This window comes from Pantoea sp. X-Soil-YNGN-775 (genome assembly GCF_059730575.1).
The window spans coordinates 2,869,622-2,893,197 of the sequence record NZ_AP035945.1 but is presented as its reverse complement, the minus strand read 5'-3'; the positions used below and the strand labels follow the sequence as shown (position 1 = coordinate 2,893,197).

Sequence of the window (23,576 nt, the reverse complement as noted above, 5' to 3'; positions counted from 1 at the left end):
CATGGCTATTCCTGTTTATCTGTGGCTGAAAGACGACGGCGGTGCGGACATTAAAGGGTCTGTAGACGTTCATGAGCGTGAAGGCAGCATCGAAGTGGTTGCTCAGGATCACTGCCTCTATATCCCGACCGATAACAACACCGGCAAGCTGACCGGCACCCGTATCCACACGCCGTTCCTGTTCACCAAGGAAATCGACTCCTCCAGCCCGTACCTCTACAAGGCGGTGACCACCGGTCAGACCCTGAAGTCTGCGGAGTTTAAGTGGTACAAAATCAACGACGCGGGTCAGGAGGTGGAGTACTTCAACACGAAGCTGGAAAACGTCAGGCTGGTGAAAGTTGCACCGAAAATGCACGACATCAAAGACCCATCCTACGAGAAGCATAACCACCTCGAAACCATCGAGCTGCGTTACGAAAAAATCACCTGGACCTACAAAGACGGCAACATCATTCATTCCGATAGCTGGAACGAACGCGCCACCGCCTGATTACGCGTCATATTTCGCGCTGTAGCGGTGTTGGCTGTACTCATGCACCCCGGTCACTTACTGGTGTTGGCTGTACTCATGCACCCCGGTCACTTACTTATGTAAGCTCCCGGGGCTGCACGCGCTTGCCGCCTTGCTACAGCACGAACTATTTAGCGTAACCGCCTGACGGGCAGCCTGTTCTGTCCGCTTTTTACTTTTGCTGAGCGTCTGCCTGTGCGGGCTTTCAGCAAAGAAACCCACAATCTGCCCGCCCGACCTTGTGCGCTCTGGTCTCCTTCACGGGAAACAGCGAGGGGCGGTAGCGTGTCCAGCAACCGACAAAGAGAGAGAGTCATGGAAAATCCAGCCATCCTGCTGCGACGTCTGAACCCTTACTGCGCCCGTGCGATGGAGGCGGCGGCCTCGCTCTGCCAGACCCGTGCCCATGCGGAAATTTTGCCGGAGCACTGGCTGCTGAAGCTGCTCGAACAGGGGGAAGGTGACCTGACGGTGCTGGCCCGCCGCTATGAGTGGGATATGGACGCCATCTGGCAGGATTTGCTCGGCTGGCTGGATAAACAGCCGCGCTCAGTGCGCAGCCGCCCGCAGTTGTCTGACGACATTCAGACGCTGATGCAGGAAGCCTGGCTGATTGCTTCTCTTAACGGTGAGGAACAAATCCGCAGCATCCATCTGCTGATGGCGCTGACTGACAAACAGAAACTGGTTCGCTGTGACGGGCTGTGGCCGCTGCTGACGCTGGGCCAGAGTCAGCTGGAACGCCTGCGTCCGCTGCTTGATGGGCAGTCGGATGAGCGCCCGGACGTGCAGCAGGAAGCCGGACTGGCGCAGAGCCACGGCAGTAACGTGGAGTTTGTGGGCCGCCCGGTCGGTGCAGAGCTGAAAGACGGTGAGCTGAACCCGGCGCTGCAGAACGCGCTGGATAAATTCACCCTCGACGTCACGGCCAGGGCCAGGGAAGGTCAGATTGACCCGGTGTTCGGCCGCGACACCGAAATCCGCCAGATGGTCGACATTCTCTCCCGCCGCCGTAAAAACAACCCGATTCTGGTCGGTGAGCCGGGCGTCGGGAAAACCGCACTGGTGGAAGGCCTGGCGCTGCGCATTGCCGAAGGCAACGTCCCTGAGTCCCTCAGGCCGGTCATCCTGCGCACCCTTGACCTCGGCCTGCTGCAGGCGGGGGCGGGGGTGAAAGGTGAATTTGAACAGCGCCTGAAAAACGTTATCGACGCCGTGCAGCAGTCACCGGTGCCGGTTCTGCTGTTTATCGACGAGGCCCACACCATTATCGGTGCCGGTAATCAGGCCGGTGGCGCAGATGCCGCCAATCTGCTGAAACCGGCGCTGGCGCGCGGTGAGCTGCGCACCATCGCTGCCACAACATGGTCCGAATACAAACAGTATTTTGAGCGCGATGCCGCACTGGAGCGCCGTTTCCAGATGGTGAAGGTGGACGAGCCGGACGACGACACCGCCTGCCTGATGCTGCGTGGGCTGAAATCCCGCTATGCCGAACACCATGACGTGCATATCACCGACGATGCGGTAAAAGCAGCGGTCAGCCTGTCGCGCCGCTACCTGACAGGTCGTCAGTTGCCGGACAAGGCGGTCGACCTGCTCGATACCGCCGCCGCCCGGGTACGCATGAGCCTCGACACGGTGCCGGAACAAATTGTACGCCTGAAAGCACAGCTGACCGCGCTGGCGCTGGAAGAGCAGGCGCTGCTGGCAGACATCGCCGCCGGCAGCAACCGTCATGCTGACCGCCTGGGTGTCATTGAGCGGCAGCGGGCTGAACCGGAAGCGCGTATCGGGGAGCAGGAGGCGCGTTTCAGCCACGAAAAGGCGCTGGCTCAGCAGCTGATGGCCAGCCGCCAGGGCAGCAGCCAGCAGGCTGAAATTACCGGCCTGCAACAGCAGCTGGCGCAGGCGCAGCAGGGCGACGTGCTGGTTCAGGTGGATGTCGACACCCGCACGGTTGCCAGCGTGATTGCCGACTGGACCGGCGTGCCGCTCTCTTCCCTGATGAAAGACGAACAGACCGGACTGCTGACCGTGGAAAACGAAATCGGCAGCCGTGTTGTCGGCCAGGATACTTCTCTTGAGGCCATCGCTCAGCGCCTGCGCGCCGCCAAAACCGGGCTGACGTCAGAGAACGGCCCGCAGGGCGTGTTCCTGCTGGTCGGCCCGAGCGGCACCGGCAAAACCGAAACCGCGCTGGCGCTGGCGGACGTGCTGTACGGCGGTGAGAAATCCCTCATCACCATCAACCTGTCGGAGTACCAGGAGCGGCACACCGTGTCGCAGCTGAAAGGCTCACCGCCGGGCTATGTCGGTTACGGTCAGGGCGGCATTCTCACCGAAGCGGTGCGCAAGCGTCCGTACAGCGTGGTGCTGCTGGATGAAGTGGAAAAGGCGCACCGTGACGTCATGAACCTGTTCTATCAGGTGTTCGACCGCGGCTTTATGCGCGACGGCGAAGGGCGTGAAATCGACTTCCGCAACACGGTGATTCTGATGACCTCAAACCTCGGCAGCGACCACCTGATGCAGCTGCTGGATGAACAGCCGGACGCCAGCGAAGGGGAGCTGCACGAGCTGCTGCGCCCGATCCTGCGCGACCACTTTCAGCCGGCGCTGCTGGCCCGCTTCCAGACGGTGATTTACCGCCCGCTGAATGAAACGGCGATGCGCACCGTCGTGGAAATGAAGCTGTCACAGGTCAGCAGGCGCTTACATCGTCACTACGGCCTGACCACGCAGGTTGATGAGAGCCTGTATGACGCGCTGACCGCCGCCTGCCTGCTGCCGGATACCGGGGCGCGTAATGTCGACAGCCTGCTCAACCAGCAAATTCTGCCGGTGCTGAGCCAGCAACTGTTAACCCATATGGCGGCGAAACAGAAGCCACACTCCCTGACGCTGAGCTGGAGTGAGGAAGAAGGTGTAGTGCTGGAATTTGACCATACACAAGGAGTGCACGCATGAGTGGTCAGCCCCCGATAAGATTCAGCCATAATCATCACCGGCTGGCGGTGAAGGGATGTGAAGCAGAGCTCGACGTGCTGGCGTTTGAAGGCGACGAGGCCCTGAGCACGCCGTTCAGCTACCGTATTGAATTCACCAGTCCGGACCATGCCATCAGCAGGGAAATGATGCTGATGAAAGCCGCCTCCCTGACGCTGCAGGCCCCGGTTGACCAGGGCTACGGCATCAAAATGCAGCAGGTGGTGCGGGTGATACAGGGCGTGGTGAGCGGCTTTGAACGCCTCAGCACCTCAAAGGATGAAACCCGTTATGCCCTGACGCTCCAGCCACGCCTGGCGCTGCTCGACCGTTCGCACCAGAACGCCATCTACCAGGACATGCCGGTCCCGCAAATCGTGGAAAAAATCCTGCGCGAGCGCCATGGCATGCGCGGCCAGGACTTCCTGTTTTCACTGAGTAAAGAGTACCCGCGACGCGAGCAGGTGATGCAGTACGGTGAGGACGACCTGCGTTTTATCACCCGCCTGCTGGGCGAGGCCGGCATCTGGTTCCGCTTCACCGCCGACACGCGGCTGAACATCGACGTGGTGGCGTTTTACGACGGTCAGGACGGTTATGAGAAGGGCCTGACCTTACCCTCGGTTCCGCCGTCAGGCCAGCATTCTCAGGGCATAGACTCGGTCTGGGGGATGGCGTGCCATCACAGCGTGGTGCAGAAGCAGGTCAGCACCCGTGATTACAACTACCGCCAGGCCACGGAGGACATGAACGCGCGGGTGGATGCAACCCGCGGGGACAGCACCACCTGTGGCGATGCCTATCACTATGCCGACAACTATCTGACGCCGGGCGTTGCTCACGACCGCAATCCGGCACCGGAGTCCGGCGCGTTTTATGCCCGCATCCGCCACGAGCGCTACCTGAACGGCCAGACGCAGACCCGTGCCATCACCGGCTGCCCGACCCTCTCGCCGGGTCAGGTACTCAAAGTCACCGGCGGATATGAAGTGGCAGAGGTATTCGCGCAGGGCGTGGTCATCACGGCGATGCACAGCCATGCGCGACGTGATGAGGACTTCAGCGTCAGCTTTGACGGCATCCCGGACAGCACGGGTTTTTGTTTTCGCCCCGCGCCCGGCGCGCGCCCGGTGATGGCGGGTACGCTGCCTGCGCGGGTGACCAGCACCATCGAAAACGACACCTACGGCCATATCGATAAAGACGGCCGCTACCGCGTTCACATGCTGTTTGACCGTGAAGACCGGGAAACCGGGTTCGAGAGCCTGTGGGTGCGGCAATCCCGGCCCTATGCCGGCGACACTTACGGCCTGCACCTGCCGCTGCTGGCGGGCACCGAAGTGGCGATTGGCTTTGAGGACGGCAACCCGGACCGGCCGTACATCGCCGGCGTGCTGCACGACTCGGCGCACGGTGACCACGTCACTATCCGAAACTACAAACGTAACGTGCTGCGCACCCCGGCGAACAACAAAATCCGCCTCGACGACGAGCGCGGGAAAGAGCACATCAAGGTCAGCACCGAGTACGGCGGCAAGAGCCAGCTGAACCTCGGCCAAACGGCTTTGCCAGCAGATTGGGCAGAACTATATCGATGTCATTGTTGATCAGTGCAGTGTGGATTACTCCGTGATCCCTGCGTTATCTGGCTTTTCACCGCAGATTAAATGGCAGTCTCTCTATAAGGATTTGCCTGAGGATATTTATCCCGAGGACGCACCGTTGCTGATGCGGATTATGTTTAACGATTTGCAACAATGGAACTGGCTTCAGGCGCTGGCAAAAGAGATGTCCTCAACGGCGCCTTTACTGATCTTATGTTCTCTTTGGCCATTATCCAGATTGGGAGAATGGCTGACTCAAATCACTAATGCCCGGCAAGAAGGACGGGAAGGGATTTTTCGTTTTTGGGATACTCGTATTTTTTCATATTTTTTTACGGATATTCTGAATGCTGAGCAGCAGGAACAACTGAAATACCCTGCATTGTTCTGGGGGTGGCAGGATCTTGATGGACAATCGGCACTGCTGGCGGGGAGGGGAAGTATCCCGAAACGCGACGAGGCTGCCCAACAGCTCGATTTCAGTGATAGTCAGTATGAAAAATTTATGTGCTTATGTGATGCAAAACGTTTTTTAGCTCAGCAGTTGCCAATAATAAGTACTTTCTCCTCCAAAGAGACCCAATTCAAAGCCTGTTTTGAAGGCATGGTGAATGCGACTCACGCTGGGGTATTGTTTGATGATGAACGCGATGCCTTTGTAATCGACCATTTAACCCGATTGAGTCATCAAATCGGATGAGGACAGCTTATTTACGTTAAATCATTCAGTTTATTGTTTTTTAGGATGACAATAATAAATAAGGAAAAGTAATGAAAATTATAATCGTGTTGATGTCTGTGTTTCTTTTAAGTGGCTGTGGCTCTATATCAGAACATGCCTCAGGGTGTTATCAAGAGTATTATCAGGGAACACAGAAAATGGTGGATATGGGATACTGGGTCTACCTTCCCTGGCTTGATGTCCCTTTCTCTGCCGTACTGGACACAGTGACGCTGCCTGTTGATGCCATTTGTATTGCAAATCGTTAATACGGGAATATGATTTTTTAAATGATATTGGTATATATCATTTTTCTGAAGGGAAATCAGAATGAAGATAACAATCTCTTGCGCATTACTGGGTGTTTTTTTACTGGCCGGATGCAGCCAGCCGAAGGCTGAAGCACAAACGCAAAGCGGTGGTTCGGGGACTATAGAAGCCATTAACCATACCAAATGGGCCATCAACCATTTCAGCGTTAACGGGCAATCTGGAATAGATGCGATCGGTCCATTTGACGGTGGCGGTGGAGGGTGTTGCTACGGTGTGCTTTCCGTCTGGAAACCAGGAATGACAGTGAAAATTGACTGGGAAACAGGAGTTGGAGGATCTAAAGGTTTCCCCGGCTTTGCTGACAGAGAAAAATATAAAGCGTGGAAACGTCAAATCGATTTACAAAAAAAGCAACATAGTGCAGTCGTGCCAGTTCCTAATTATACAGGACAGGAAACCTGTGGTATCACGGTGCATTTTTTACCCTGTGATGAAGTGAGGGTGACAACCAGCTGCTTTACCTACGGTAGCCCCTCTTACCCGATCAAATTTCCGCTGGAAATGAAGGAGCCGAAAGTATGTCCGAAGTAACCACGGATCTGGTCTGGCACCCGCCGGAATTTCCGGCACAGGGGCGTTTGCCGTCACAGGCGGTATTAGTAGTTAAGAAGCAACAGAAAAGAGTCTGATAAAGATTTATCTCAATGATAAAAATTATTTAATTCTGCCTGGTGGCGGCAAAATTAAATCATTTTATCTGTAAGTGTGGATGACGCAATAAAAGGAAGATAAGGATGAAGATAACAATCTCTTGCGTATTACTGGGTGTTTTGTTACTGGCCGGATGCAGCCAGCCGAAGGCTGAAGCACAAACGCAAAGCGGTGGTTCGGGGACTATAGAAGCCATTAACCATACCAAATGGGCCATCAACCATTTCAGCGTTAACGGGCAATCTGGAATAGATGCGATCGGTCCATTTGATGGCGGCGGCGGCGGATGCTGCTATGGCGTTCCTGCTGTCTGGACGCCTGGAATGACAGTCCGAATTGACTGGGAAACAGGAGTTGGGAGTTCTGACGATTTCCCCGGGTATGCTGACGAAAAGAAATTTTTGGAATGGGCAAAAAAAATAAAGGCTCAGAATCGTCAGCACAGTAAAACAGTGCCGCTGCCAGATTACTCTGGCCAGGAAACCTGCGGTATTACGGTGCACTTTTTACCTTGCGATGATGTGAAGGTAACGACCAGCTGCTGGTCACCCGCCAATGCAAATTATCCAATCAAACTGCCGCTGGAAATGAAGGAGCCAAAAGTATGTCCGAAGTAACCACGGATCTGGTCTGGCACCCGCCGGAATTTCCGGTTCAGGGTCGTTTGCCGTTGCAGGCAAGGAAAACCAGTTGAAGGCTACCTTTTCGACGGTGCTGGTAAGAGTTTTAAAGCAATTTATCCCGATGGCTGAAATGATTTAATTATGCCAGCCAGTGGCGCAATTAAATCATTTTATCTGTAAGTGTGGATGACGCAATATAAGGAAGATAAGGATGAAGATAACAATCTCTTGCGTATTACTGGGTGTTTTTTTACTGGCCGGATGCAGCCAGCCAAAGGCAGAAGCACAAACGCAGAGTGGTGGTACAGGAACAATTAAAGCCATTAACCATACCAAATGGGCTATCAATCACTTCAGCGTAAACGGGCAATCTGGAATAGATGCGATCGGTCCATTTGACGGTGGCGGTGGAGGGTGTTGCTACGGTGTGCCTTCCGTCTGGAAACTAGGAATGACAGTTAAAGTCGACTGGGAAAGCGGTGAAGCCTCCACAGAGGGTTTTCCAGGATTTGCAGATAGAGAGAAGTACAAAGTGTGGCTAAAGAAAATGAGGGCTAATAACAGGGAGCATAGCAAAACTGTGCCTCTGCCAGATTATACGGGACAGGAAACCTGCGGTATTACGGTGCACTTTTTACCCTGCGATGACGTCAAGGTAACGACCAGTTGCTGGTCACCCGCCAATGCAAATTATCCAATTAAACTGCCGCTGGAAATGAAGGAGCCGAAAGTATGTCCGAAGTAACAACGGATCTGGTCTGGTACCCGTCGGAATTTCCGGCGCAGGGGCGCTTACCGTTGCAGGCGGCGCTGGTGGGGAAAAATTGTAAGCAACAGGAGAGTCTGGAGCGTACTTACCGCAATGAGCTTTGCCAGGCTGAAAACAAGCTGGTAGATATGCCGTGTTGTAAGACGCTGCATATTAGCCTGTTTTTTGACGGTACCGGTAATAATCTGAATAACGATCTTTACCTGTCTGATCCAAAACATCCAACCAATATTGCCCGTCTATTTCGTGCCACCATCGGCAGTGGGTATGCCGGCGGTATTGGAGGTTCAGATGCTCTTTTTGACAGTAATGAAGCCGTTTCCGGGCGGTATTTTAAATATTATATTCCGGGCGTAGGTACGCCTTTCCCTGAAATTAACGACCTTGATTACACGAGTTGGGGCCTGGCTACGGCGGCGATGGGGGAGGAGCGAATTAACTGGGGACTTCTGCGCATTATTGATGCCCTGAAGTTTACGCTGACCCAGAAGTGGATGAGCAATGCTGAAAGCCGTGCGGCGTTGGATCAAATGGGAACGACCTGGGCCTCGCTCGGGCTAACCGGCAGCCATAACCGCTACGAAACCTTCACCACAGAGTTGAAAAAACTGAAGTCTTTGCTGAGCCCGGCTCTCCAGCAACCTAGCCCTACTCAGCCAAAGCTGCTGGGTATTAAGCTGTATATATACGGTTTTTCCCGCGGGGCGGCGGCGGCGCGCGCCTTTGTCAGTTGGTTGAGTGAGCTACTACCAAAACCTGAAGGCAGTAACCAAAAGCCTGAGCAGTGCCTGATGGTTGACGACCTGAAAATTCCTCTCAGCGTTGAGTTTCTGGGGCTGCTGGATACCGTGGCATCCGTGGGCATAGCGCATGTGGCACCCGTGGCGGAAGGGCATATGTCATGGGCTGACGGGACTCAGGAGCTGCCGGAGGAAAAAACCTACGGCGGGCTCATTAAAAATTGTGCACATCTGGTTTCTTCGCATGAGCAGAGGCTCAGCTTCCCGCTGGACTCTCTCCGCCGTGCTAACGGTAAATATCCGGCAAACTGTAAGGAAATAATCTACCCAGGGATGCATTCTGATATTGGTGGCGGTTATCCTCCTGGAGATCAGGGTAAGGCGAATGGGGAAAATGACAGCCTATTATTGTCTCAGATCACACTTAATGATCTATATAGTTTAGCTTTTCAGGCCGGAGCACCTCTGAAAGTTGCTGGCGATAATCTTCCAAATGACCTCAAAAAGGATAAATGGAGAGCTTTAGTATTAGATGTCTTAACCGAGTTTGATGTCGATACCTCCCTTATCAATCGCTTCAACGCCTGGCGAGAATTAACGCTAAACCTCCCCCCATCAAAAGAAAAAATCACTGACGAACAGGCAGCAGAATACATCCCCCCACGGGCATCGGTCAGTCTTGAAAAAGCGTTTGAAAATCAGATAGCCTGGATCACCGCGTGGCGCATCGATCGCTACGCCAAAGGCACAATGCTGACGACACCTTTTTACGAGCGGGCGACGGATAGTGATGCTCTCCCTGGGGCGCTGGAAAGCTCAGAAGCTAAACGGGAGCTGCAACAGGGCGCAGTCAGGGCCCGGCGACAAGAAAAAATAGCCAGTCAGCCAGCAGATAAAATGGATGAATTGGTGCTGGAGGCCGGGGTAAAGGATTTTGACCCGGATATCGCACAAACCCAGTTGAAGCAGGCAGCGAAGGAATTTGGCAAAGACTATCGTCAGCAATTCCGCAGCCCGACCAGCATTGGTCAACTGGTGCTGGCGGTGATTCCGCGTAACTCCATTTTTCTACTGAATATTGACGACGGGCCGCGAGAGTATGCCCTGATCAAAGCATCAGCCGAGACTAAGGTCGCGACGCTGTTCCCACCACCTGGAGGAGCCTCGAATGCGGATACGCATGCCGGGTTGGTCAGAGCGCTTTTTGACGATCAGGTGCATGACTCCCGCGCGTGGTTTATGCATTACGCGCTTGGAACGCGGGAACCCTGGGGCAGCTATTTCCTGTACCGGATGATCTACTTCGGTAACAAATGCAATAAATCACTCTCTCCGTTGACCATTGCCGGTGATGTGGTTGGGGCTGCTACGCTTGTCGGTGGCGTTATCTTTAGCTTCAAACAGAAAGGCACGACGGCAAAACTGGCCGGTCTCGCCGGCACGGCCGGGCTGCTGACGCTGGAGTCTGAAGCAATGGATTATCTCACCGGCCTGGCAATTCCTATGGTCGACAACGCGGATGTGCTGAAAGCCTTTACCTCCGAACCTGGCGTTGTGACGGCGCAACAGAGAGAAATCATCAGTGAGAAACGTCTGGAGATGGCGAAATCAATTATCCAGTCCGGATGGCTGGAAAAAGCACAATCGCTGGTGACAACCTGAACAGGAGGCACTGAATGAAACGGGTGATTCGTCAGGGGGACATCCTGAAAGAGTACGGCGGTAAGGTTTTGGTCGGGCACTATCTCTGCTTTGGTAAAGGGATTGCCGCTAAAGGGGATGCGGTTAAATGTAACAAGCATGGAATGACAAACATCGCCGAAGGCAGTTCACTCTCGAAGGTAGATGGTCAGCCTATTGCCCTGCATGGACACCGTTGTGTTTGTGGTTGCACGCTGGTGAGCTCCTTTCCTGATTTTGGTATCGGACAGTGAGGGACGTGCCACAGTATCCCGCCTGGAAAAAAGCCAAAAAGCCGATAAACCGTGGATGGCTGCTGGCAGGGGCATTTCTGATTTTATTTGCCGGGGCGGTGGGGGTGCTGATTGGCGGAGAAAATCGTAGCGGAATGGCTTTTTCAGCAATGGGCTTCGTTCTGATCTGCATAGGTTTTTTCTGGCTTTGTCAGCTGCTTTATTTCCGTCTCTCTTTGCATCATGCAATAGCATGGCAACGCAACGTTGCGCATGAGCAAAGTCGGTGGTGGGAAGATCATCAAAGCCTCCTTGGCCTGCAAGAAGTCCTGCTGCTTGGTCCTTCAGGCGCGGATATGGTGGATTGGCAAAGGGTGCTTAGCCGTATTCAGCGGCCCCCGGCAGAACGCCAGGAAACGGGTGGAAAAGCACTGCGTATTGCCCGCACTTTCTCTGCAGATAGCCTGATAAGGGAGCAACAGCTGGTTCGCGCTTTGGTGATGCAATGGAGGAGTACCCCGCGTGACAGGCCGCTTACGATCTCGCATTGTTTCTTTTTAGGGGATGCCTCTGTCTGGTCCGCTTTCTGCGAGCAAATGAAGGCGTCTTTTCCTGAAGTCCACCTGCCAGACCAACCTGAAAACTGGCAGGGAGAAGCAACGCTCGCGAGGCTTGCGACCCTGCTTCGTGAAGATGAAAAGAGTCAACATCTGGTGGTTGGGTGCGTGTCTCTCCCTGCTGATGCGAATAGCCCATTGCCTGCGGGCGAATCAGCCGCTCTCTGGGTGGTCGGGGCAGATGCTCCGGTGGTGATGCCCCGGGGTGAGTTTTATGATGCGTCTGCCTCAGAGCCATTGAACCTCATCTGTGAACGCGCGGTGGCACAGTGCGATCTTCACGACGATCCACCCGCCTGCGTTTTATTTACACATCCTCAAATTACTCAGTTGGATGAGTGCGGCTGGAATACCACGCATAACCTACAGGACAGCTATTGGGGAATGCAGGGCAGCATGGAACCTCTCATTGTTATCTCTCTTGCTGCTCTTTTTGCCAAAACAGAAGCACAGCCATGCGGCTGGGTTAGTACCGATCCTCAACACACTCTCGCTCTTGGAATAGTAAAGCCACATGGAAAAGGATAACGGCCTTAAACCAGACGCAAGTATCTCTACTGCCGTAACGGTGATAATCACCCTTGCTGTTGTCACTTTGCTGATACTCTGCGGCGGTCTCGTATACTGGTATTTTTTTTCTGATATCTCGCTGGGCTGGGAATCGATTCGGCCCATCCTTATTGTCTGCGGGATTTGTTGGACTGCGTTAGTTTGTCTAATTACGCTGAGTTTTGTTGGCATTCAGCTGTGGCAAATTAGCCAACTTAAGAAGCTCTCCTCTAAGGGAGTGAAATACAAAAGTCGCAAACACAACTTAAAACAGCAGGGGCTGAAAACCGAGATCGCGAGTGTTTTGCGTAAACGCTATAACCTCTTCTGGCGTCATAAAATCCGTCTGCTGCTGGTCACAGGCGAACAGGCTGCTGTTGCCAAACTGCTGCCTGAGTTAAACGCTTATCAGTGGCTTGAAGGCAACCGCACCGTGCTGATTTACGGCGGCAGCCTGACGGAAGAAATCGATAAAGAAAAGTTTGAAGCCCTGCGTAAACTGCGCCGGGGCCGTCCGTTGGACGGGATTATTCGCGTTCTGGACGCTTCACAAAACCTTACGCCGCAGACCAGCGACAACGACCTGCGGGGGCTTGAAAAAATCGGCGAAGCGCTGCGCTATCAGCCACCGGTCTGGCTGTGGCAGCAGTGCGACAGCGAGTGGTCGCAGGTAAAGCGCCCTGAGCAAACCGTGGGAGTCAGCTTTCCGCTGCGTGCCAAAGAAGACGATATTACCCGCCAGCTTGAGCTGATGCTGCCGGTCCTGCGGACGCAGGGTTTAAGTCAGGTCGCCGGGAACAACAGTCACGACTTCCTGCTGCGCCTGGGCCAGCACCTTAAAGATGGCGGTATTGCCCGCTGGGCTCAGCAACTGGTGCCATGGTTGTCAGCCTCTCAGCAGCGTGTTCCGCTGCGTGGCCTGATGTTCAGCCTGGCGGAGAATCAACTCGCTGATACGTCAATGAGTACTGCTGCCTCTGCCGCTGCTGAGAAATATATCCCGCCATCACAGCGCCATGCTCTGGCCCTGCCGGTGACCTGGCAGGGTATCGTTGACGACTGCACCCGGGTACGTGGCCGTCGTGTCGGTATGGCCTGGGAGCAGACGCTCGCCTGGACACTGATGGCCATAATCGGCGTCTGGGGCGCGGGGCTGTTGCTCTCGTTTGCGCTGAACTATGGACAAATTTCTTCTGTGGCGGCAAAAGCCCGAAACCTGGTGGAGTATCCCGCTGTTTCCGATAATCAACTCACTGCATTGTATGAACTGCGAAATGCCGCTGGTCGCTTACAGCATAACGTCCAGGCGGGTTCACCGTGGTATCAGCGCTTCGGTCTGGACCATAACCCGCCATTGCTCGACGCGATGTTGCCCTGGTACGGTGTGGCGAATAACCGCCTGATACGTGACCCGGCAAATGTCGCCCTGATGCAGAAACTCAGCGCGCTGGCAAATTCAGCCCCCAACAGCGACCAGCGGACGCTGCTGGCGAAACCGGGCTACGACCAGCTGAAAGCCTGGCTAATGATGGCCCGTCCGGATAAAGCCGACGGGGCATTCTATGCGCAGATCATGAAAACCGTGCAGCCAGCGCGTACGGGTATCTCAACCGGCCTGTGGCAAAGCCTGTCGCCGGATTTGTGGGCCTTCTACGCCTCCGGGCTGCCAGCGCAGCCGCAGTGGAAAATTACGCCGGATGCGCAGCTGGTCAGCCAGAGCCGCCAGGTGCTGTTGCAGCAAATCGGCCGGCGCAACGCTGAAAGTACGCTCTACCAGAACATGCTTAAATCCGTGCGTCGTAACTTTGCCGATGTGTCTCTGGAAGACATGACCAGCGGTACTGATGCGCGGCGACTGTTTAGCACCGATTCAGTGGTGCCGGGGATGTTCACCCGTCAGGCGTGGGAAGGCGGGATTCAGCAGGCTATCGAAAAGGCCGCCGGTTCCCGCCGGGATGAAATCGACTGGGTGCTGAGTGACAGCCGAAAAGCCGTCTCTTCAGACCTGTCGCCGGAAGCGCTGAAGGCGCGTCTGAGGCAACGTTACTTTACCGACTTTGCCGGTAGCTGGCTGAGCTTTCTCAACAGCCTGCGACTTAACCCGGCGAACAACATTGCGGATGTCACTGACCAGCTGACGATGATGAGTGACGTTCGCCAGTCTCCACTGATTGCCCTGATGAATACCATCGCCTGGCAGGGGCAGACCGGACAGCAAAGCGAAGGCCTTTCGGACTCCATCCTCAAATCGGCTAAAGACCTGGTAGGCGGAAAACACAAACCGGCGATTGACCAGTCTGCGTCAGGACCACAGGGGCCGCTGGATGAAACCTTTGGGCCACTGCTTCAGCTGCTGGGCAAAAATAAGGGCAGCAACGTCATGTCGGCCGACAACTCACTGAGCCTGCAGACGTATCTGACCCGTATCACCCGCGTGCGTCTGCGCCTGCAACAGGTAGCCAGTGCCTCTGATCCGCAGGAGATGATGCAGACCCTGGCGCAGACCGTATTTCAGGGCAAAAGTGTCGACCTGACCGACACCCAGCAGTACGGCAGTCTGATTTCTGCGAGTCTGGGTGAAGAATGGAGTGGTTTCGGCAACACGATGTTTGTGCAGCCACTCACCCAGGCCTGGGAAACCGTCCTGCAACCGTCAGCAGCCAGCCTGAATGACAAATGGAGCCGTTCGGTTGTCACGAACTGGCACACCGCCTTTGACGGACGCTTCCCGTTTGCGGCGAGCAAGAGCGATGCCTCCCTGCCGATGCTGGCTGAATTTGTGCGTAAGGACAGCGGACGTATTGAGCGCTTCCTCACGACAGAGCTCAGTGGCGTGCTGCACAAAGAGGGCAGCCAGTGGGTTCCGGATAAGGTCAACAGCCAGGGGCTGAGCTTTAATCCGGCCTTCCTCAGGGCGATTAATCAACTGAGCCAGCTGTCGGACATTCTGTTTACCGATGGCAGCCAGGGCATCAGCTTCGAACTGCAGGCACGTCCGGCACCGCAGGTGGTGGAAACCCAGCTGACCATTGATGGACAAAAGCTGCACTACTTCAACCAGATGGCCGACTGGCAGTCCTTCCGCTGGCCGGGAGACACCTATAGGCCAGGGACCATGCTGACCTGGACCACGGTCAACGCAGGCGCGCGTCTGTTTGGTGATTACAGTGGGAGCTGGGGCTTTATTCGCTGGCTGGAACAAGGCAAACGGCAGCAGCTTGACCGCAGTCAGTGGATGATGAGTTTCACTGCCCAGGATGGCCGGACCCTGCAGTGGGTGCTGCGCTCACAACTGGGCAAAGGACCGCTGGCATTACTGGCGCTGCGCGGTTTTACCTTACCGGACCAGATATTCAGCGTAGACAGCGCAGCCACGGCGCAGGCGCTGATGGCCAGTACCGGGAACAGCGACATGGAAGGAATGGAATAATGAGCATTCTGCAGAATCTGATTGCCGCCTGTCAGGCGGACGAAACTCAACTTCGACAACAGGCGCAGCTACGCACGGAAAGCTGGCAGCCCTGGCTTGCCCCGCTCAGCGATACCCGCCCGACAGGAGAAGACCCGGGATATGACGATGATTTCCAGCGTATCCGCGAGGAGGTCAATAAGCTTTCCGGCATCGATACCGGGCTGATTTGCACACTTGCCGAAAAACTGCTGACCACTACCGCCAAAGATATCCGGATTGCCACTTATTACTGCTGGGCGCGTCTGCATCAGGACGGAGAAACCGGCTTTGCTGAAGGGCTGGAACTGCTGGCAGGGTTACTGCAGCGCTATGGTACACAACTTCATCCGCAGCGTGAGCGCAGCCGTAAACCGGCGCTGGAGTGGCTTGCCGGCTCTCGTCTGCTCGACAGTCTGTCACTCTGGCCGGAGGTGGTGCGCGACGATGCCTTGCGCACTACCGGTGCGCTGCTGATCATCCGCGACAGCCTGAATGTGGAACCGGAAGCGTCACAACCAGACCTGAATACCCTGTACACCGCACTGGAGTCCCGCCTGATGAAGGCCGGTGGCGTGGATGCTGTGGTGCCGCAGAACGCCGGTAACAAGGCACAGCCGCAGGCCTCCACGCATATGACGGAGTCTGACGCGCCGGTGCTGAGCCGCATCACCTCCGGTCAGGATCTGCTGGCTCAGGCCCGCACCCTGACGGAATATCTGCGTGAACAACCCGATGGCTGGCTTGCCGCACACCGGCTGATGAAAAGCCTGCGTCACGACACGCTGAGAGCGATCCCGGCACCGGATGCCGAAGGGAGGACACGCATCGAACCGCCGCGGGCTGACCAGCGGGCGATGCTCAAACGCCTGTACCTGCAGCAGAGCTGGCTGGAGATACTGGAGCAGGCGGACAGTACCTTCTCGCGCGGCGCCAACCACCTCTGGCTGGATTTGCAGTGGTATATCCATCAGGCCCTGGTGAAATCGGGGCAGGATGTGCTGGCTGATATCATAGCCGCCGACCTGAAAGGGCTGCTGCGCCGCCTTACCGGGCTTGAAACGCTGGCCTTTAACGACGGTACGCCGTTTGCCGATGAGGTGACGCTGAACTGGATAAATCAGAGCGTGCTGGACGATATGTCCGGCTGGCGGGATGAACCGGTCAGTGCCGTCAGTGAAACGGACAACGATATCCTGGCCCTTGAGCCGGAAGCGCTGGAAAAAGCGGACGCTGAAGGTCTGGATGCCACACTCCACTGGCTACAGACTCGTCCGGGCACCGACTCCACAAAAGACAAGTGGCTGCTGCGTTTGCTGATGGCCCGCGTCGCCGAGCAAAAGGGCAAAAATGAACTGGCGCTGCATCTGCTGGGCGAGCTTGACGGTGCAGCACAGACAATCACTCTCACGCAGTGGACGCCCGGGCTGTTGTTTGAAGTGAAATCGCGCCGCCTCAGACTGCTGCGCATGAAAGCCACCCGCAGTGAAACCGATAAATCACGGCTTCAGCCCGAGATGGATTTGCTTCTGTCCGGTCTGATTGCGCTCGATCCGGCCAGCAGTGCAGTGCTTTGCGGGTAAAAAGCCTGGCATACCTTTAAAACACACATATTCAGGATCTTATGGATGACCTAACCCTGCGTTATTACGACGCCGAAATGCGCTACCTGCTGGAAGCCGGCGAAGAGTTTGCCCGCGCTCACCCCGAGCAGGCGGCAATGCTCAATCTCGATAAGGCTGGCGCGCGCGACCCTTACGTGGAGCGCCTGTTTGAAGGCTTTGCCTTCCTGATGGGACGCCTGCGTGAAAAGCTCGATGACGACCTGCCAGAACTGACCGAAGGGCTGGTCAGCCTGCTGTGGCCGCATTACCTGCGCACCATTCCGTCAATGTCGGTGGTGGAGTTCACTCCTGACTGGCGTGAGATGAAAGAGCCGATGCGCATCGTCAAAGGTTTCGAGGTGAACTCCCGGCCGATTGGTGAGAAGGGCACGCGCTGCCGCTACACCACCACTAAAGAGATCACCCTTCAGCCGCTGTCGCTGGAGCACGCCCGCCTGTCGACCGACCCTGACGGGCGTTCGGTTATCAACCTGCGCTTTAACTGCAGCCATCTTGCCGACTGGAGCCGTGTCGATCTCAGCCAGATCCCGTTCTACTTTAACGCTGACGCACCGCTGGCCTGTGCCATGCACGAAGCCTTTACCATGAACACGGCGCACCTGTGGTTGCGGATGCCGGGGGAGGTGGACAGGAGACCGCTGGACGGGCATTTTACCGCGCTGGGATTTGGCGATGACGACAACCTGTGGCCGAAGGGCAACAGCGGTTTCAGCGGCTACCAGTTGCTGCTGGAGTACTTCACCTTCCGTGAAAAATTCATGTTTACCGGTCTGCGTGGTCTGGAGAGCGTAGCTTTTCCGGCTGAGTTGCCCTGGTTTGAAATCGACGTGGTGCTGGCGGAGCGCTGGGAGCATGACTTCAGCTTTACCGGGAAGCACCTGCGGCTGCACTGCGTGCCGGTGGTTAACCTGTTCCCGCTGGAATCTGACCCGCTGACGCTCAGTTCATTGCAGACGGAGTACATGCTGCGCCCGATGCGTGTGCAGGATGGCCATACCGAGATTTACACCGTGGATTCGGTAATGTCATCGAGTCAGCATACCTACGTGCCGTTCTCCAGCTTTCGCCACAAGGGCGGGATGATGCGCCACGACGCGCCGGAATATTACTACCACACCCGCGTGCGCCGCGGCCCGTCCGGGCTGCATAACACCTGGCTGATCCTCGGCGGTGAAGCGTTTGATAACCACACCGTTCCGGAAGACGAGAGCCTGTCGCTGACGCTGACCGGCACCAACGGTCAGCTACCGCGGCGAGCACTGCAGAGCACGGTGCTTGATACGGTGATGAAAACCACCTCGGCCAGTATCGCGGTGCGCAACCTCTGCGCCCCGACGCTGCCCTGTTATCCGCCGGCGCAGGACCGTTTTCACTGGCGGGTGCTCAGTCATCTCGGCAGCGGTTTTCTCTCAATGATGGACAATGCCGACGTGCTGCGCGGCACGCTGGCGCTGTATGAATGGACCGACAGCGAGATGAATCGCCGTCGCCTGGAAGCCATCATCGAGGTGAATCACAGCGAAACTGAGCGCTTCGAGCAGGGCTACCTGGTCCGTGGCGTGCAGATTGAAGTGACGCTGGACAGCTAGGGCTTTGCCGGGCGCGGCGACATCTGCCTGTTCGGTGAGATGCTGAGCCGCTTCTTCGCGCTCTACACCGACATCTATCTGTTTAATCGTCTGATTATCATCCTGCAACCGACCGGAGAGCGCCTGGAATGGGAAGAGAAGCACAACCGCCGTATTCCCGGCTGACACCAAGGCTGGAAGCCGACCTCCACCGCATTAACTTTTACCGCTTCTGTCAGTTGCTGGAGAAGGCGAATTCGGACAGGCCGCTGATGGGCTCAACCAGCCATCCTGGTGACGATCCGGTCCGATTCGTACCGCATCCGGGAATGGGCTTTCCGATCAGCGAGCTTAGGGCGGCAGAGTACGATGAGGATGACGACAGCAAACCACCGCGCATCCGCGCCACATTTATGGGGATGTACGGCGTCGATTCGCCACTGCCGACCGCCTATCTCGATGACATTACCCAGCGGCGGGAAGGACATGACGCGCTGCAGGGATTTCTCGACATCTTCAGCCACCGTATCCTGACGCAATTTTATCGCATCTGGCGCAAATACTCCTACCCGGCCACGTTTGAGCCGGGCGGTAGCGACAGCATCTCGCAGTCGTTACTCGGCCTGGTAGGGCTGGGCATTCCCGGCACGGCAAACCACATTGCAACCCCGGTTTCGCGCTTTCTGGCGCTGCTCGGCGTATTGCGTCAGCCGGGCAAAACTCAGGAGGGTATGCAGGCGCTGGTGACCCTGCTGGCCCCGGATACCATGGTAAAGGTCAGCCCTTACTGTCTGCGTCCGGTGGAAGTCAGTCGGCCGCTGGGCTTTTACGGCGAGGATGATTTTCTGCTGGATGGCAACACGCCGCTGGGCGAGGAAGCGATGGATGCCAACAGCCAGCTGCTGGTTGCGCTCACCACAGATAATGAACGGGAAGCGCATGGCTGGAAGCCGGACGGACTGTTGTATCAGGATTTTCTGGTGATGCTGCGGGTCTGGCTGGGCTGGCGATTTAAGGCAAAAATTACCCTGACCACCTCAACCCGGCTGCTTGCCGTGCCCCCACTGGGCGAAGGACCTTTCTGGCTGGGCATGAATGGTGTACTGGGCGTGGAGAGCGATGACCTGCCGGAGGATATTCCTCAGACCTTTACCACTGAACTGGGTTACTACACCGGGCTGGAGCCCGCGACACCACCACAAGGAACTCAACGTGTTACATACAAGTTTAACTAAAATGCGCTGTCTGCTACCGCTGCTGGCATTCAGCCTGGCGGGATGCGGAGTGACCCAGGGCGTTACCGATGGCACCAAATCGGCCTTTAACGCCGTGTTCTTCAAAAAGATTAAGGTGCTGCGCCTGGATTTCTCGGCCCGTGAAGCGCTGAACACCGATTCCCGCGAAAGTAACTCGCTGTCTGAGCCGTTGGTGGTGCGTGTTTACCAGCTGAAAGACCGCAAAACTTTCGACAAAACGGTCTATCAGCAGCTGCTGAAAGACGGGGAGACCCTTCTGAAAGCCGATCTGCTGGCGAGCCGCGATGTGGTGGTGAAGCCGGGTGGTGATGCAAATCTTGATATGCCAATGGAGACCGATGCGCAGTTTGTGGCCGTCGTGGGGCTGTTCCGTCACCCGGATATGGTCAACAACAGCTGGAAGCAGGTGATGGGGCGCGAAGAGCTCGATCCGGATAAACCGCGCATTCTGAAAGCGGGCAATAACCATCTGACGCTGCAACCGCTCAAGGACGACTGATGCCCCAGGGAAACAACACACCTTCACTGTATGAAATGCTGACCGGCAATTTCACCGGCGGGCTTGCCCTGCATCAGGTCAGCGAGCAGAACCAGGTCATTTTGTCGGTGCTGGATAATATGCAGCGCATTCTCAACTGCCGCGCCGGCACGCTGGCGCACCTGCCAGACTTTGGCCTGCCGGATATGACCAAAATTCTTCAGGGGATGCCGGGTACGGCCCATCAGCTGATGGGCGCATTATCTGCTGTGCTGCTCAAATATGAGCCACGGTTAAAAAAAATAACCGTTGTCCTGCTGGAACAGAAAGTCCCCGGCGAGCTGCGCTATGCCATTGACGCTGAACTTAAAGGCGTCGGGTTAGTGCGTTATGGCACCGAATTTATGCCAGAAGGTCGGGTTCTGTTGAGGCATCTGAAGCAACAGCAGTATCTCGATAACAGGGCCGGAATATGAGCCGCTTTTCCCGGACCAAAAAACTGATAAGACAATGACAGCTAAAAATCAATTTCTGAAAAGACTTCAGGCCAGGCATTCTCCTCCCACCACCTTCAGCAGTAAGCATCAGGCTGATATTGCCGGTTTTCGCCAACAGATGGCATTGCTGCTGGACAATATGAATGCCTGGCTGGCGGATACCGCGCTTCAGGCGGAAGAATTAACCGTTTCCGTTACAGATCTGCTGGTAGAGGAGGGCACGTTTGATATACCCGGCATCGTACTGAATTACGAAAACCGGACGATAAAATTTATACCCATATTTTTATATGGGCAGGGCGTAATCGGGTGCGTAGAAGTCACTCTATGCACGGGAAATAACGTTACCCGGCTGAGTCGGTTATTTATGCGTGCAGGCCAGCTTAGTGCCTGGTCGCTTAATCAGCAACGTAATGTATCCCGGCCAGGTGAATTATTTGATGAAGACGCTTTTTTCCGCCTGATTAATGTTCTGCTGCCTTAGCCGATTCAATAAAAGGGGATCTTTAACCCTCGCTTACTGGCGATAACAGCGCCGTTAACAAGGCTTTTTATCTCTGCGGGAATCGGGCAGACAGATACGTTTCCAGACAGGCAAACTCTGACCCCGGCCGGAAGGAGGATGCGTTTAATGAATCTGTTAACATCGCAGCACCAGGTGAAATTCATCAGGTTACAAGCCCTGTGGGATAAATATCAACAGGCCGAAACAAGGCCGATATAGACTAATCTTCTGCCACAACCCTGGTTGCAGCGTCCCGAACTGCAGAAAACGAAACCGTATAAATACTCTCCCTCATAGCTGTAGACACGTCAGTTGGACAAGTCGTCATGAATGACATTATCTCCCGTAAAATTAAAACCGGCAGCGATCCGCGCATGCTGCCGGATTATGCTGCTCTGCGTGAAGAGCTGAGCAAACTGTCACATCCGGCGCGTCCGGACGTGAACTGGCGTTATGCCGAAAAACTCTGTCTTTCACTGTTTGAGCGAAATGGTGTGGAGTTGCAGACGGCAGCCTGGTATACGCTAACCCGAACACAACTGGCTGGATTGGCGGGCCTGAATGAAGGGCTGGCAATACTTGAGGCACTCATCACCCATCAATGGGAAGCACTCTGGCCGCAGCCGGTTAACGCCCGGATGGAAATCCTTACCAGCCTGAGCCAGCGTCTGCAGCAACGGATGCGCACACTTCCTCTTAGCTACAGCGATCTCAGCCCGCTTTATCTGGCGGAGCAGCAGCTTAACCGCATGGGAGAGGTGCTGCAGCGGCAGGCGCTTAAACAACTGAGCCAGCTCGAGGCCTTGCGTGCCCTGATCCACAACAGCGCTGTCCGGCTGGAAAAAAGCGAAGGTTCATCCAGCGAAGGTTCGTCCAGCAAAGGTGCGTCCAGCAAAAGTGCGTCCAGCGAAGGTGCATCCAGCGAAGGTGCGTCCAGCGAAGGTTCATCCAGCGAAGGTTCATCCAGCGAAGGTGCTGCGATTCAGCCCGGTGTGGTACTGCCGGCAACGGTAAGCGATCGCTCAGACACCTCCGTTGATGTGCTTCCCATCATTCCGCTTGCGGCGAAAACCGAGCCGGATAAGCAGGTAAAATGGGTGTATGTGGCCCAGCCGGAACATCAGCCGAATGTTGACGTGCTGGCGGCGCTCCCGGCGCCAGAAAAAAAGTGGAAACCCTTTGTCGCCGGGATGTTAACCATGCTGGTGGCAGGTGGGGCGGCGATGTGGGGCTGGCATGTTTTACACCAACCTGACCCGCTACAGACGCAGCTCGCTGCCTCCCTGATGCCGTTGCCCGCAACACTGACTCCCGGGCAACGTGAGACGCTGCATCAGCAAGCGCTCACCCCGCAAGCCTTTATCGCCGCCACGCAGCAGCAGCTCGAGCGCCTGGAACGGTTGCCGCCAGACTGGCGTATTCACTACAGTGGTCAGTTGATCGAACAGGCTCAGGCGTTGTGGCCGGAACAGGCAAAACCGCTGGCACAGCAGTGGCTGCGGCAGTTACATGCTGCCAGCATACCGGCAGAAAACCTGAATGGCTGGCATCAGGGGATGACGACGCTACAGCATCTGAGCGACCGCCTGAATGGACTGGATCAGCAGAAGGGAAAATATATGACGGTCAGTGAACTGAAGTCAGTGGTCTTTTCAGCCATGCAGTCGTTCAGCCAGTCTCCGCCGGCTGAAGAGCAACTGCGGGCATTGTCAGAACATCCTGCCGGTGAACCTTTACCTGCCGCAGCCAGCACCCAACTGGAAATGCATCTGAAGCAACTGACAGCCGGTTATGCTGAATTAAAACGAAAAGCATCATAATGAAACGGTAAAAATCATCGCTGACGCCATTGATTACCCTGACAGCCAGGCTCTTTGGCTTGCGCAGCAAAATTTTTGATGACGAGGATGAGGTAAAGCGGATTTATCCCGCCTTTATCCGGATTCATAGCGGGCTTTCAGCAAACGATGATGAACGGTAGTTGGGCGGAATGCCTGATGCAATCGGGTTTTAACGAACAGAAGAGGCGGCGTAAGAGGTGTGTATGGTGTCCCCTGCAGGAATCGAACCTGCAACTAGCCCTTAGGAGGGGCTCGTTATATCCATTTAACTAAGAGGACGACGGCGCGCAGTATAGCGCAGATAGGCGCAGAAATTCACTACGACGCCGTGCGTTT

Annotated in this window: 17 protein-coding genes, 1 tRNA gene and 2 pseudogenes; 19 read left to right on the top strand and 1 reads right to left on the bottom strand. The window is 55.7% G+C overall.

Going from position 1 to position 23,576, the window contains the following annotated elements; genetic code table 11:
* The first annotated feature begins 1 nt into the window (after position 1).
* From AC6I8I_RS13490 to AC6I8I_RS13400, 19 genes and pseudogenes are all read left to right on the top strand, one after another.
* Complete coding sequence (locus AC6I8I_RS13490; protein WP_497819888.1) at positions 2–493, top strand: Hcp family type VI secretion system effector; 492 nt, start codon at positions 2–4, stop codon at positions 491–493.
* 336 nt (positions 494–829) lie between these two features.
* Entirely contained in the window at positions 830–3,484 is a 2,655-nt protein-coding gene (gene tssH, locus AC6I8I_RS13485) for a type VI secretion system ATPase TssH (protein WP_497827954.1), read from the top strand.
* Positions 3,481–5,058 (top strand): annotated as a pseudogene (gene vgrG / locus AC6I8I_RS13480) (type VI secretion system tip protein VgrG); the annotation flags it as partial. The gene tssH and the pseudogene vgrG, both read left to right, overlap by 4 nt.
* 19 nt (positions 5,059–5,077) lie before the next feature.
* Positions 5,078–5,806, top strand: a complete 729-nt coding sequence (gene tla1 / locus AC6I8I_RS13475) for a toxin Tle1 chaperone Tla1 (protein ID WP_497828664.1) — start codon at positions 5,078–5,080, stop codon at positions 5,804–5,806.
* Between the two features lie 71 nt (positions 5,807–5,877).
* Positions 5,878–6,096 carry a YceK/YidQ family lipoprotein gene (locus AC6I8I_RS13470; RefSeq protein ID WP_069728756.1) on the top strand — a complete coding sequence of 73 codons (219 nt, stop codon included), beginning with the start codon at positions 5,878–5,880 and terminating at the stop codon, positions 6,094–6,096.
* Positions 6,097–6,157: 61 nt separating this feature from the next.
* Positions 6,158–6,691, top strand: a complete 534-nt coding sequence (gene tli1a, locus AC6I8I_RS13465) for a Tli1a family immunity protein (protein WP_497827953.1) — start codon at positions 6,158–6,160, stop codon at positions 6,689–6,691.
* Positions 6,692–6,894: 203 nt separating this feature from the next.
* A complete protein-coding gene (gene tli1a, locus AC6I8I_RS13460) occupies positions 6,895–7,428 on the top strand; it encodes a Tli1a family immunity protein (RefSeq protein WP_497827952.1) in 534 nt (177 codons plus the stop codon).
* Between the two features lie 217 nt (positions 7,429–7,645).
* The gene (tli1a, locus tag AC6I8I_RS13455; RefSeq protein WP_069728757.1) at positions 7,646–8,179 is read left to right on the top strand and encodes a Tli1a family immunity protein; all 534 of its coding nucleotides are present in this window, start codon (positions 7,646–7,648) and stop codon (positions 8,177–8,179) included.
* Positions 8,167–10,605, top strand: coding sequence for a T6SS phospholipase effector Tle1-like catalytic domain-containing protein (locus AC6I8I_RS13450; protein WP_497827951.1), 2,439 nt, complete (start codon positions 8,167–8,169; stop codon positions 10,603–10,605). Before tli1a (AC6I8I_RS13455) ends, AC6I8I_RS13450 begins: the two co-directional genes overlap by 13 nt.
* A 14-nt stretch (positions 10,606–10,619) precedes the next feature.
* Entirely contained in the window at positions 10,620–10,877 is a 258-nt protein-coding gene (locus AC6I8I_RS13445; RefSeq protein WP_497827950.1) for a PAAR domain-containing protein, read from the top strand.
* Positions 10,878–10,882: 5 nt separating this feature from the next.
* A complete protein-coding gene (locus AC6I8I_RS13440; RefSeq protein WP_497827949.1) occupies positions 10,883–12,001 on the top strand; it encodes a KPHS_23130 family T6SS system protein in 1,119 nt (372 codons plus the stop codon).
* Positions 11,988–15,452 carry an ImcF-related family protein gene (locus AC6I8I_RS13435; protein WP_497827948.1) on the top strand — a complete coding sequence of 1,155 codons (3,465 nt, stop codon included), beginning with the start codon at positions 11,988–11,990 and terminating at the stop codon, positions 15,450–15,452. Before AC6I8I_RS13440 ends, AC6I8I_RS13435 begins: the two co-directional genes overlap by 14 nt.
* Positions 15,452–17,053, top strand: coding sequence for a type VI secretion system protein TssA (gene tssA, locus AC6I8I_RS13430; RefSeq protein ID WP_497827947.1), 1,602 nt, complete (start codon positions 15,452–15,454; stop codon positions 17,051–17,053). The genes AC6I8I_RS13435 and tssA overlap by 1 nt, the downstream gene beginning before the upstream one ends.
* Before the next feature lie 41 nt (positions 17,054–17,094).
* Positions 17,095–18,849: pseudogene (tssF, locus tag AC6I8I_RS13425) on the top strand (type VI secretion system baseplate subunit TssF).
* Positions 18,813–19,898 carry a type VI secretion system baseplate subunit TssG gene (gene tssG, locus AC6I8I_RS13420; RefSeq protein ID WP_497827946.1) on the top strand — a complete coding sequence of 362 codons (1,086 nt, stop codon included), beginning with the start codon at positions 18,813–18,815 and terminating at the stop codon, positions 19,896–19,898. Before tssF ends, tssG begins: the two are co-directional and overlap by 37 nt.
* Positions 19,876–20,418, top strand: a complete 543-nt coding sequence (gene tssJ, locus AC6I8I_RS13415; RefSeq protein WP_497827945.1) for a type VI secretion system lipoprotein TssJ — start codon at positions 19,876–19,878, stop codon at positions 20,416–20,418. Before tssG ends, tssJ begins: the two co-directional genes overlap by 23 nt.
* Complete coding sequence (tssE, locus tag AC6I8I_RS13410) at positions 20,418–20,873, top strand: type VI secretion system baseplate subunit TssE (protein WP_497827944.1); 456 nt, start codon at positions 20,418–20,420, stop codon at positions 20,871–20,873. Before tssJ ends, tssE begins: the two co-directional genes overlap by 1 nt.
* Positions 20,874–20,907: 34 nt before the next feature.
* The gene (locus AC6I8I_RS13405; RefSeq protein WP_497827943.1) at positions 20,908–21,378 is read left to right on the top strand and encodes a hypothetical protein; all 471 of its coding nucleotides are present in this window, start codon (positions 20,908–20,910) and stop codon (positions 21,376–21,378) included.
* A gap of 347 nt (positions 21,379–21,725) precedes the next feature.
* Positions 21,726–23,219, top strand: a complete 1,494-nt coding sequence (locus tag AC6I8I_RS13400) for a VasL domain-containing protein (RefSeq protein ID WP_497827942.1) — start codon at positions 21,726–21,728, stop codon at positions 23,217–23,219.
* A gap of 225 nt (positions 23,220–23,444) precedes the next feature.
* Here the strand turns inward: AC6I8I_RS13400 and AC6I8I_RS13395 are convergent.
* A tRNA-Arg gene (locus tag AC6I8I_RS13395) sits at positions 23,445–23,519 on the bottom strand.
* Positions 23,520–23,576 lie beyond the last annotated feature (57 nt).